Below are 11114 nucleotides of genomic sequence, written 5' to 3' on the forward strand. Positions count from 1 at the left end.
CGGTGTTTGCCATCGACAATTCATTCTTCCTGTGGGGGCTTGTGCTGGGTCTTGGCCTGTGGCGTGGCTGGTCGGTTCTGATAGCAGGGGCCGGGGCAGGGCTGTTGCATCTGGCGACGGATTTTCTGCTGCACGCGGGCGATGGCAGGCCGCAGTTCTGGCCGTTCAGTTCGTGGGTCTTTCACAGTCCGGTCAGCTATTGGGACAGCACCCATCACGCCCTGTGGGTCGCGCCTGTGGCGGCTGTGGCTTGCGTTGCGTCCTATATAGTGCTTTGGCGGCGTGGCATTGCGCTGTGGGCCAAAGTGCTGTTCACCCTGCTGCTGGCGGCCGAGATCTGGGTCGCCCGTCAGTGGCTGTTGTTTTTCTAATCCAGAAAAAGAAAAACGCGCTCCGGTGACAGGAGCGCGCTTTTTCCAAACGAAACAGCCCTAAGATCAGGCGGCTTCGGCTTGTTGTGCGGCGTTGCGACGCTCGCTTTCTTCCCGCGACAGCGCGACCGAGGTGCGCACACCGCGTCCAACGAACTCCATCAGTCCGCCGACAACCCGCTCATTGGGGTCGATCCCGGCGCAGGACAGCACTTCGCGACCATCGCGCGAACGGGCCCAGCGGGCGATTTGTTCGGGGCCATTGCCGTATTTCTTGTCATCGGCGATGGCATCATCCAGAGCAGCCAATACAACGGCCGCGAAAAGTTTGCGTGCACGATTGCCTTGCTCGTTGTTAAAGGCAGTGCCGTCAACGAAATCTCTCATCTCGTTTCCCTTGTTGTTCTTGCTCTTGCATTTTCGGCGTGAGGGTCCTTATGGCCTATTAGGTGCGATTCGGATACAGCTAAAATGCATAGTTGCGTTGCGTCACTTGCATGGCTTGCTGCAAGTGCAGCACTAGGTGTCGTTGTCTTGTCAGGTGTGTTCCCGCCAGATATAGGGGCAGGAACTGACGCATCAACCGTTTGTGAAGGATTTAAGTAATGCCCAAGATAAATGGGAACGAAATTCGCCCCGGCAATGTGCTTGAACATAACGACGGGCTGTGGGCGGCGGTCAAGGTTGACCACGTAAAGCCGGGTAAAGGCGGCGCTTTTGCGCAGGTCGAACTGCGCAACCTGCGCAACGGATCGAAGCTGAACGAACGCTTTCGGTCCGCCGACAAAGTGGAACGCGTGCGGCTGGAACAGAAGGATCAGCAGTTCCTGTACGAATCCGACGGCATGCTGGTGTTCATGGATGCCGAGACCTATGAGCAGATCGAACTGCCCGCAGACCTGCTGGGCGAACGCCGCCCGTTTCTGCAGGACGGCATGACCATCGTCGTCGAATTCTATGAAAGCGAGGCGCTGAACGCGACCCTGCCGCAGAAGGTGACCTGCAAGATTGTCGAGACCGAGCCGGTGGTCAAAGGCCAGACGGCGGCGAATTCGTTCAAGCCCGCGGTTCTGGACAATGGCGTCAAGGTCATGGTGCCGCCTTTTGTCGGCCAGGACGAGATGATCGTGGTCAATACCGAGACCATGGAATATTCCGAACGCGCGTAAACTCCGACGCTTTGAAAGACCGCGACAGCCCCGGGGTTGCGCGGTCTTTTTCTGTCAGGACCGGTGCCGCAGGCGGCGATAGCGCGCGGGGTCGGGGCCAAAGAGTTCCAGCATCAATTCGAACTTGATCCGGTTGGCGCTGACCTGCCGGTAAAAGGCGATCAGAAACGCTGTGGGCCCCTGAATGCGCGCTAGCCCGCTGGTGGCCGCCACAACGGTGCCCACATCGGTGCGCCCCTCCAGCACCAGCCAGCCGCCCAGCATCAGAACACCAACGGTTCCGGCACCGTTGATCACGCTCAGCAGAAATTTGGCCGACAGTTTCCAGATGAACATTTTCCGGCGGGTTTCGTAGATGTCATCGAACAGCGTTTCGATGTCGCGGGCGACGGCGTCGATATCCTTGGTCGTCAATTGGTCGGTCGAGCTGCGCAGGATGCGGACACGCTCGGCCACGAAGACGTTCACTTTGCGCTGCGACAACAGGACGATGACAATCTGCGGTACGATCATCGAAAAGGCGATCAGGCCCAGCCCGGGTTGTGTGGACGAGATATAACCGATCACGCTGATCAAAGTGCCGACCTGCACGACGGGGTCGGAAAAGGCGCCGCCTGCGAATTTGCCCAACTCCTCGGCCTCGGTCGAGATCGCGGTTGTCATGGTGCCCTTACGCAGGGGTTGGCCTTCGTCGGTCAGGTCCGAGCTGCGCACCAGCAGGCGTTGGCGGATCATGCGGATCAGATCTTCGCCCAGGGTTCCGGCGCGGTAGCCCAGCACCCATTTTAGCGCGAGGCTCAGCAGTATCACCGCCATCATGCCCGCGCCCAGCAGGATCAGCCGGTCGGTGTCCACATTGCCTGCGGTCAGGTGGTTGATGATGTCGCGCTGAAACTCCAACGGAACGGCGGCAAGCGCGGCAACGGCCAGAGACAGCAGGATCAGGATGACCTGCCGCCCGGCACTGGCGCGCCAGATCGCGGTGTAAAGGCGAAACATTTCGACGTTCCCTTGATGACCTGCCCCTATTGATACCGCGCGTTCGGGCAGGATCAAATCTGGCCAAAGATCAAGGGGATGAGGCGTGCTGCGCGGGCAACAAGTCTTAGTCGGGCAGGCGCAGGGTGGCGTCGCCTGCCGTCATGTCATCGCCCGCGCGGTCCAGCCGCAGATAGGCGATGGCCTGCCTACCGGATTGCGTGAACAGCGTCCCGGCTGCTTTGCCGCCCGACAGGATCTCGGTCCCGACCGGGGCAGAGCCCGTGATGTCGACCCGGCGCAGACCTTTGCGCAACTCGGTCTTGTGCTTCATGCGGGCGGTGACCTCTTGCCCGACATAGCAACCTTTTTTGAAATCCAGACCGTTCAGTGCCTCGAAACCCGCCTCCAGAATATAGCTGTCCGGGGTCAGTTCGATTCCGGATTCCGGGATGCAGTGACGCACACGGATGGCGTCCCAATCGGTGCCGTCATTGCTTTCTTCGCCTGCGCTGTAAGCCCGCCAGCCCATATCCGCATGGCGCGGGTCGGGCAGGGCGTCCTCGGGCGCAGAGCCAGTGCCGCGTTGCAGGTTCAGGTCGGTATCCTCAATCGCCACATCGGCACGCAGCTTGTACATGGTCAGGCGTTTGGCCAGCCCGTCGGCCAGGTCCTCGGCCACATCAAGCAGCACCGTGTCTCCGTCGCGTTTCAGAAAGAAATCCGACAGATACTTGCCCTGCGGCGTCAACAGCGCGGCGTAAACCAGCCCGTCATCCAGCCGCTGCATGTCATTGGTGATCAGCCCCTGCAGAAAGCTGTGCGTATCCGTCCCGGTCAGGCGCAGAATGCGGCGTTGGGGCATGGGTTGATCCTCGTCATTTGGTCTGGCTCCGTGATATAGGAGTTCCCGCCGCCATGACCAGAGGGTTCCGACATGTCCGCACCGATCAGCGTTGTCATCCCCACCCTGAACGCAGGCGCGGAGCTGCCGCGCACCTTGCAGGCGCTGATGGAGGGGCTGCAGGCCGGGCTGATCCGCGAGCTGATCATCTCGGATGGCGGATCGCAGGATGTAACATTGAACATGGCGGACGAGGCGGGCGCGCGGATCGAGACGGGCCCACCGTCACGCGGCGGGCAGTTGCGGCGAGGCTGTGCCGAGGCGCGGGGTGAATGGCTGTTGGTCCTGCATGCGGATACGGAATTACAACCGGGGTGGAGTGCCGTGGTTTCGGCCCATCTGCCCAGCGGCGCGCCTGCTGCGTTTCGGTTGCGGTTTCGCGCTAAGGGGTTCGGCCCGGTCTGGGTGGCCGGTTGGGCCAATCTGCGCAGCCGTTTGTTCGGATTGCCCTATGGTGATCAGGGGCTGCTGGTACGGCGGCAAGGGTATGAGGCAGCGGGTGGTTACCCGGATCAGCCCTTGATGGAGGATGTCGCCCTGATCCGCGCCTTGCCGCGCGTTACCCTGTTGCGGGCGCAGGCGGTCACGAGTGCGGAACGCTATACCCGTCAGGGTTGGATGCGGCGGGGGGGGCGGAATCTTTGGACTCTGATCCGGTATTTTCTGGGCGCTGATCCGGAACGGCTGGCGCAGGCTTACCGGCGGTAAAGGTGCTGCGCAGTTCGACAATCGATTTGCCCAGCCGGAAGGGCGCGGCAAAGCTGACCAGACATAAGGCGACGATCTGCAACACCAGAATGTGGGAATTGGCCTGAAGATACTCCCACTCATCCTTCAGCTTGCTGACCTGTTCGATCAGATCATCGTAGCTTTGCGCCAGAATCAGGTAATCCCCGGCGATGGCAGGCACCTTGCGGCGCATATTGTCGATGGCGATCTGTGTGGTGTCGTCCAGCGAAGTGAAGACGAGGAATTGTTCAATGTCGAAGGCATTTGCCTTGGCGGCCATGCCCCGGGCCTCTTCCATGTCATCCTTGGTTTGGCGTCCGAACAGGAAATGCAGGCCCTGCAGGGGGGCGACCTCGTTGGTGACGGCGATGAACAGGGGCAGGTCGGCATTGCTGGCGGTTGAGGCGGACAGGAATTCCACCTTTTCGCACAGAACGGCGGTGTCGGGATCATAGGCCGGATCGCAGAACCGCAGCCGGAACCGCGCGGCGTCGCGGTCAAAGGCCAGCGAGGCGGCATAGGCCACGTCGATCTGCCGGTCCAGCCGCGAGCTGTCCGAGGTGTAGAGCCCCGCCAGAACCGCCACCAGGGCACCGACCCCGCCCAGCACCACCCAGACCAGATCAGCCAGCTTCCATGCCCGGTGCCCGGCCGGTTTGCGGAACAGAAATCCGGTGCCGATCAGGCCGATCAGGAAGAAAATGATCAGCAGTGGCAATTGGTTTTCGGCAACAAAAGTCATGGGGATGAGTGTACGTGCCTTGCGCAGGGTGGCAACAGTCTTCACGGGCTGTTGTAGATGGAGGGGGCGAGGGGCCAGCCCCTCGCGCTCCCCGGGATATTTTTGGCCAGATGAAGCGGGCGGGTATTGCTCCTTTGCACATGGCGCTGCGTCTTTCATACTAGTGGTATGGGATGAGGGAGTAGATTTGATGACCAAAGAGATTGTATTGATCCACGGTGCTTTTGCCGGGCCGTGGTGTATGGAGGATTATGCCGGGTTCTTTCGGGATCGAGGATGGACGGTGCATGTGCCTGCGCTGCGTTATCATGAGGGTGATCCCAAGGCCGAACCCGATCCGGGGCTTAGGGATGTTTCGGTTGCGGATTATGCCGATGATATCGCTGAATTTGTGCAGGGGCTGGACAGCAAGCCCGTGTTGCTGGGCCATGCCATCGCCGGGGTGGTGGCGCAGCAGGTGGCCGTGCATGGGTTGGCCAGCGCGCTCGTCCTGATCAACCCCAACGCGCCCTGGGGTACTTTGCCCGAGACCGATGACGAACGCGCGGTGCCGCGCGCGCTGATGGAGGGTGGGGCGTTCTGGAAGCAGCCGATGCGGGTCGAATTCGATCTGATGGCGCCCTTTGCGCTCAACAAGATGCCCGAGGCGCAGCAGCATGCGGTGTTCGACCGGTTGGGGGCTGAAAGCGGGCGGGTGATGTTCGAGATGTTCTTCTGGATGTTTGACGATCACGCCGCGATGAAGGTCGAGATGGACAAGGTCGACTGCCCGGTTCTGGTGGTGTCAGGGGCCGAGGATCGGGCGGTGAATCCCGATACCTGCCGCGCCCTGGCCAAGATGTATGGGGAGCGTGGGACATTCCTGCTGGTCGAAGATCACGCGCATTTCCTGTTCATGGAGCCGGGATGGGACGGCCCGGCGGCTCAAATCGCTGATTGGTTGCAGGAAAAGCTGCTTTAACGCGGCCTGAGCCGAAATCTGTATTGTGATCTGCCACGCGCTGTGTAATTTGCGCGGCTGCCTCAATCGGGGCCACTGGGTTGCGTGAAAGATTCGGGTGTGTCTCTCTCAATCATTCTCATCATTCTGATGGCTGCTCTGTTGCATGCCGTGTGGAACGCCATTGTCAAAACGGCGGCGGACCGGACGACGACTCTGGGCCTTGTGGCGTTGGGGCAGGTTATCCCGGCGGCTGTGATGGTGGTGCTGCTGCCGCTGCCCACCGCGCAGAGCTTTGTCTATATCCTGCTCTCGACCGTGGTGCATTTCGGGTATTTCTTCATGCTGGGCAAAGCCTACCAGCATGGCGACCTAAGCGTAGTCTACCCCATTGCCCGTGGCATCGTTCCGGCGCTGGTGTCGCTTTGGGCGATTGTTCTGGTGGGCGAGGTGCTGCCCTGGCAGGCCTGGGGAGGTATCGCGCTGATCGGGTTGGGGATTCAGCTGAGCAGCTGGCGGGCCTTGCGATCCGGTGTCGGGCGCAGCGCGTTGCTTTTCGCAGTGGGCACGGGGGTTTGCATCTCGATCTATTCGGTGGTGGACGGGATCGGCGTGCGCCTGTCGGGCAATACGCTCAGCTATTGGGCATGGGGCGCGCTGTTGCATGTGTTCGTGGCCGGGTTCATCGGTATCCGTAAACGGGCCACGTTGACGGAACTGCCCGTCAGGACCTGGGTCATTGGCCTCCTGGGCGGGCTGGTGTCGATGACCGCCTATGGGCTGGTGCTATACGCCAAGAATTTCGCACCGCTGGGCGCGGTTTCGGCATTGCGCGAAACCTCGGTCATCTTTGCGGCGCTGATCGGGTTCATCTTCCTGCGCGAAGGCTATTGGATGCGCCGGTTGGGGGCCGCGGGCCTGATGGCTGCGGGCGTTGCGCTGATTGGACTGGCCGTGTGACGTCAGGCAGAGGGGATGGGTTGGAAACCCATCCTACTTGTTGACCTGAAACGTGCTTTGCGGTCGCCATTTGAGGCTGCCATCCTCATTGCGGTGACAGCGCAGCAGTCGTTCCTCGCGGGTAGAGATGGTCGAGGTCACGGTATTGTCGCCGAAAACCACGACAAAGGCGTCCTCAGAGTAGGCCATGCCCGCATAATAGCAAAACCGCGTCTCGGCGCCATCGGGGATGGGGGATGCAGTGGACAGTGTTTGCTGCGCAGGGGCTTGGGTGGCCAGCAGAGTCAGAGCCAGGCCGAGGGTTAATGTTTTCATGTCGTCCTCCCGTTTGGAAATCTGTTGGATTCAAATTGGGTCTTGGACGCTCGGAGCCTCAGAATTTCATTGTTGAATGTTTGATTGGGTAAGTGTGAACGGGATCAACGGGTTGGGCAAGGGGGTTGCGGTGTGCCGGGCTGAAGCCCGGCCTACGGGGGGTGTGAGGTTTCGTGTGAGCCACCCAATGCATGATGCAAAGCATCATGCACGCGCCCGACCCGCCCCCCAGAGCGGGCGCGTTCCGCACCCACCCTCGGGCCGGGCGCGGGGTTTTTGGGCCTCGCGGGAAGTACATTTGCCAATTATGCAATCATGTTTGTATAGCGAATTCGTAATTTCTTGCTTCTAAGGCACTACAAGCTTTGCCAAAATTGAACAGCTTGATTGACAATCCGTGGATTTAGTAGAGCATACGTTGCTGCGACGAGTACTAGAAAATACTCAATAATAAAACTTCTCAATCGGGATAAGATTTTAACAATAAGCTCGGCGATACTTTCGTGGCGTAGTCGTTTGAAATGCTCTTTATGATGTTCGTACTCCCAAGGCTCCAAACCGCCAAGAGGATCTTCGTGTTCATAGTTGGGATCTAAGTCAAGATGATCATTCATTCTTTGTATGTTTGTCAATGAGCGTTGATTCCAGCTCACATTCACCTCCGCAATAGTGGTGGAGATTGCCTGTGAAGCAGCCACTGAGCAGTGAAGAATAAAGATAGCAAAAAGAAGTAGAGTAATAAGCTGCCCAAAGGCAACCAAGTCTGCTTGTACCACGGCAATGCGAAGCCCGAAGATGGACATCTCGCCGCTTAAGAGTTCCGCATTTGCAGCCGCGAAGGTAAAAAAGGCACTAAAGTAAAGCGCCTTTCGGGTCTTGGACTGGTTTTCATGCTCGATAGCGGAAGTTAGGGGCACGTTATCGTTTCTTAGTCAAAACTGTTTTTTTGATTAGAAATTCAAACATCCAACTCCTCCACAAACCGCGCGTTTTCCTGAATGTATTGGAACCGCAGTTCGGGTTTTTTGCCCATCAGGCGCTCGACCAGGTCACCGGTCTCGCCGGGTTCGTCCTCATCAATCGTGACGCGGATCAGTTTGCGCGAGGCCGGGTCCATCGTGGTCTCTTTCAAGTCCTTGGCGTCCATCTCGCCCAGACCCTTGAAGCGCGAGACGTCGATCTTGCCTTTGCCGCCCAGACCTTTCTCAAGCCATTCGTCACGTTCGGCCTCGTCCAGGCAATAGACGCGTTTGGCGCCTTGGGTCAGGCGGTACAGAGGCGGGCAGGCCAGATACAAGTGGCCCGCGTCGATCATGGGCCGCATCTGGGTGAAGAAGAACGTCATCAGCAGCGAGGCGATATGCGCCCCGTCCACATCCGCGTCGGTCATGATGATGATCTTGTCATAGCGCAGGTCGTCGACGTTGAACTTGGTGCCAAGCCCCACACCCAGCGCCTGGGTCAGGTCGTTGATCTCGGCATTGGTGCCCAGTTTCGAACTGGCCGCGCCCAGCACGTTCAGAATCTTGCCGCGCAGGGGCAGCAGGGCCTGTGTTTTGCGGTCACGGCCCATTTTGGCCGAGCCACCCGCAGAATCGCCCTCGACAATGAATAATTCCGTGCCGTCCCGTGTTGAACTGCTACAGTCCACCAGCTTGCCGGGGAGACGAAGTTTCTTAGTGGCGGACTTGCGTTGTGTTTCCTTCTCGGCCCGTCTGCGTAGGCGTTCTTCGGCTCTCAGAATGAGGAAGTCGAGGATCGCACCCGCAGATTTCGTGTCGGCGGCCAGCCAGTTGTCGAAATGATCGCGGACCGAGTTTTCGACCAGCCGCTGTGCCTCGACCGTGGCGAGGCGGTCTTTGGTCTGGCCGACAAACTCGGGCTCGCTGATAAAGCACGACACCAGCGCGCAGCCGCCGGTGAGCAGGTCGTCGCGGGTGATCTGGCCTGCCTTTTTGTTGTTGATCAACTCCCCATAGGCTTTGATGCCTTTCAGGACCGCCGACCAGAAGCCCGCCACATGGGTGCCACCTTCGGGGGTGGGGACGGTGTTACAGTAGGACTGGATGAACCCGTCGCGCGAGGGCGTCCAGTTGATCGCCCATTCGACCTTGCCGGGGGTGTTGAACTTCTCCTGAAAGTCCACGGTGCCTGCGAAAGGCTGCTCGGCATAGGTGGACGAGCCGTTCATGGTCTCCTTGAGGTAATCGGACAGGCCGCCGGGGAAGTGGAATGTGGCCTCGGTCGGGGTCTCGCCGTCGTCGATGGCGGATTTCCAGCGGATTTCGACCCCCGAGAACAGGTAGGCTTTGGACCGGATGGATTTGAACAGCCGCGCCGGTTTGAACTTGTGGTGCCCGAAGATGTCCGCGTCCGCATGGAACGTCACCGTGGTGCCGCGCCGGTTCGGGGCCGCGCCGACCTTTTCCACGGGCCCCAGCGGGATACCGCGCGAGAACCGCTGTTCGAACAGCGTCTTGTCTCGCGCCACCTGCACAACCATCGAATCCGACAGCGCATTGACCACCGAGGCCCCCACGCCGTGCAGACCGCCCGAGGTCTGATACGCCTTGCCCGAGAATTTGCCGCCCGCGTGCAGGGTGCACAGGATCACCTCCAGCGCGGATTTGTCGGGGAATTTCGGGTGCGGATCAATCGGAATGCCGCGCCCGTTGTCGCGCACGGTCAGGGCGTAATCCGCATGCAGTTCCACCTCGATCCGGTTGGCGTGGCCTGCGACGGCCTCGTCCATCGAGTTGTCGAGGATTTCGGCGACCATATGGTGCAGCGCACGCTCATCAGTGCCGCCGATATACATGCCGGGGCGTTTTCGGACCGGCTCCAGCCCTTCGAGCACCTCGATGGAAGAGGCGTCGTAGGTGGAGGTCACTTCGGGCGTCAACAGATCGTCGGGCATGGGTGCTGCTCTTGTTTTTGAGTTTCCCCCATTATGGCAGGTGATGTGGTCCGGGGGAAGAGGGGCGCGAGGTGTTGTGGGCAGATGCAGGTCACACGGGATACCACGCGCCCGAAATTTTATTGCATCTCGGGAGAATACATAATGTCGGTGCGCATTACATATTTTTGGCCGGACAGAACCGGATCACCGCGATGCATGATCGGATGATAGAACAAAAGGGCGGCGCCTTTTTTCGGCGTCACGCAGAATTCGGGGAATGACTGGCCTGCATAGACATCGCAGAAAGAGGTGCCGCCGCCTTTGAAATCGTCATTCAAGTAGATCATGAACGTGAAAAGGCTGCGCTCACCGCTGGGTCGTTCGAAATACCCATCCTGATGCCAGTCAAACATTTGCCCGACGTCGTAGCGGTAGAACCGAAGGCGTTCGTTCAGGCCCGCTGCCGTTCGCCCGCGAAAGGTCTGCGGCGCGAAAGGCAGCACGCTCTGCCATAAGTTCTGTGCAGTTTCGGCATCGTCGCGGATCAGGCGATCATTGTTTCGAATGTCGGGGCGGCGGGTTGCGCCGTTCACGCCATTGATCAAAGCCGGTTCAAATCCCGTGCTTTCGATGTCCGTGATCCAGCGATCACAGATTTCGACGGGCAGAAAGTCGACGAGTTCAAATACATAACCGTTCAAAAGTTCGTTAATCTGCATGGTAGATACCCAGTATTTGCCCCGCCGTCACGGCAGGGGTGTTGGAAAGAATCGGGAAAGAGTTGTCGCCGGATAAAAGGCGCCGCGATCAGTCTGAAATGTCAGGCAAAGAACACGTGGGCGTCGCAAGAGGACGGCGCAGTCAGATGCAAATCTATCATCGATCGAACCTCCTTCTTACGTTCTGGGTTTGTGACAGGCGTGTTTGATATGCGCAGTCTATCTGCTTTGTCAAAGGTTTTCATGCGGATGCAGTCTGTATTTAGGCTTGTCTGCGGCGTGGGGTACGGTCAGGTTGGCGTCACTGATTTTTTAGCTGTGAGGTGGCATTGCATGACCTGGATAAACACCATCCCCTTCGAGCAGGCCACCGGCAAGCTGCGGAAGC

General features: G+C 59.3%; 12 protein-coding genes and 2 pseudogenes. 6 read left to right on the forward strand and 8 right to left on the reverse strand.

The features are described 5' to 3' along the window. Positions 1 to 371: pseudogene (locus tag MPJ51_RS20485) on the forward strand (cobalamin biosynthesis protein CobQ); the annotation flags it as partial. 66 nt (positions 372 to 437) lie between these two features. Here MPJ51_RS20485 and MPJ51_RS20490 read toward each other — a convergent pair. Continuing rightward, the gene (locus MPJ51_RS20490; protein WP_008757056.1) at positions 438 to 758 is read right to left on the reverse strand and encodes a DUF6280 family protein; all 321 of its coding nucleotides are present in this window, start codon (positions 756 to 758) and stop codon (positions 438 to 440) included. A 218-nt stretch (positions 759 to 976) separates the two neighbouring features. Between MPJ51_RS20490 and efp the strand changes: the two genes are divergently transcribed. Beyond that, positions 977 to 1540 carry an elongation factor P gene (efp, locus tag MPJ51_RS20495; RefSeq protein WP_298390720.1) on the forward strand — a complete coding sequence of 188 codons (564 nt, stop codon included), beginning with the start codon at positions 977 to 979 and terminating at the stop codon, positions 1538 to 1540. Positions 1541 to 1594: 54 nt separating this feature from the next. On the opposite strand, the gene MPJ51_RS20500 is transcribed toward efp, so the two are convergent. Together MPJ51_RS20500 and MPJ51_RS20505 are read right to left on the reverse strand one after the other, a co-directional pair. Next, complete coding sequence (locus tag MPJ51_RS20500) at positions 1595 to 2539, reverse strand: ABC transporter transmembrane domain-containing protein (protein WP_298390722.1); 945 nt, start codon at positions 2537 to 2539, stop codon at positions 1595 to 1597. Positions 2540 to 2645: 106 nt separating this feature from the next. Continuing rightward, the gene (locus MPJ51_RS20505; protein ID WP_298390724.1) at positions 2646 to 3383 is read right to left on the reverse strand and encodes a folate-binding protein; all 738 of its coding nucleotides are present in this window, start codon (positions 3381 to 3383) and stop codon (positions 2646 to 2648) included. Positions 3384 to 3455: 72 nt separating this feature from the next. On the opposite strand from MPJ51_RS20505, the gene MPJ51_RS20510 reads away from it, so the two are divergent. Beyond that, on the forward strand, positions 3456 to 4130 hold the full coding sequence (locus tag MPJ51_RS20510) for a TIGR04283 family arsenosugar biosynthesis glycosyltransferase (RefSeq protein WP_298390726.1): 675 nt from the start codon (positions 3456 to 3458) through the stop codon (positions 4128 to 4130). Between the two features lie 7 nt (positions 4131 to 4137). Here the strand turns inward: MPJ51_RS20510 and MPJ51_RS20515 are convergent. Continuing rightward, positions 4138 to 4893 (reverse strand): annotated as a pseudogene (locus MPJ51_RS20515) (hypothetical protein); the annotation flags it as partial. 190 nt (positions 4894 to 5083) lie between these two features. On the opposite strand from MPJ51_RS20515, the gene MPJ51_RS20520 reads away from it, so the two are divergent. After that, positions 5084 to 5854 (forward strand): alpha/beta hydrolase, encoded by a 771-nt coding sequence (locus MPJ51_RS20520; RefSeq protein WP_298390728.1) that lies wholly within the window; start codon positions 5084 to 5086, stop codon positions 5852 to 5854. A 99-nt stretch (positions 5855 to 5953) separates the two neighbouring features. Next, on the forward strand, positions 5954 to 6793 hold the full coding sequence (locus MPJ51_RS20525) for a DMT family transporter (RefSeq protein WP_298390730.1): 840 nt from the start codon (positions 5954 to 5956) through the stop codon (positions 6791 to 6793). 33 nt (positions 6794 to 6826) lie between these two features. Here the strand turns inward: MPJ51_RS20525 and MPJ51_RS20530 are convergent, their stop codons facing one another. The 4 genes from MPJ51_RS20530 to MPJ51_RS20545 all read right to left on the reverse strand — a co-directional run bounded on the left by MPJ51_RS20530 (position 6827) and on the right by MPJ51_RS20545 (position 10726). Continuing rightward, positions 6827 to 7108, reverse strand: a complete 282-nt coding sequence (locus tag MPJ51_RS20530; RefSeq protein ID WP_298390732.1) for a hypothetical protein — start codon at positions 7106 to 7108, stop codon at positions 6827 to 6829. A gap of 356 nt (positions 7109 to 7464) precedes the next feature. Next, complete coding sequence (locus MPJ51_RS20535; protein WP_298390734.1) at positions 7465 to 8025, reverse strand: hypothetical protein; 561 nt, start codon at positions 8023 to 8025, stop codon at positions 7465 to 7467. A gap of 41 nt (positions 8026 to 8066) precedes the next feature. Next, on the reverse strand, positions 8067 to 10025 hold the full coding sequence (gene parE, locus MPJ51_RS20540; protein ID WP_298390735.1) for a DNA topoisomerase IV subunit B: 1959 nt from the start codon (positions 10023 to 10025) through the stop codon (positions 8067 to 8069). 119 nt (positions 10026 to 10144) lie between these two features. Next, positions 10145 to 10726 carry a 2OG-Fe(II) oxygenase gene (locus MPJ51_RS20545; RefSeq protein ID WP_298390737.1) on the reverse strand — a complete coding sequence of 194 codons (582 nt, stop codon included), beginning with the start codon at positions 10724 to 10726 and terminating at the stop codon, positions 10145 to 10147. 201 nt (positions 10727 to 10927) lie between these two features. On the opposite strand from MPJ51_RS20545, the gene MPJ51_RS20550 reads away from it, so the two are divergent. Further along, positions 10928 to 11114 (forward strand): hypothetical protein (locus MPJ51_RS20550; protein WP_298390739.1); only part of this gene is annotated, 187 nt, incomplete at its 3' end.

Origin of the sequence: Ruegeria sp. (assembly GCF_028066395.1) — a bacterium.
GTDB lineage: Bacteria > Pseudomonadota > Alphaproteobacteria > Rhodobacterales > Rhodobacteraceae > Ruegeria.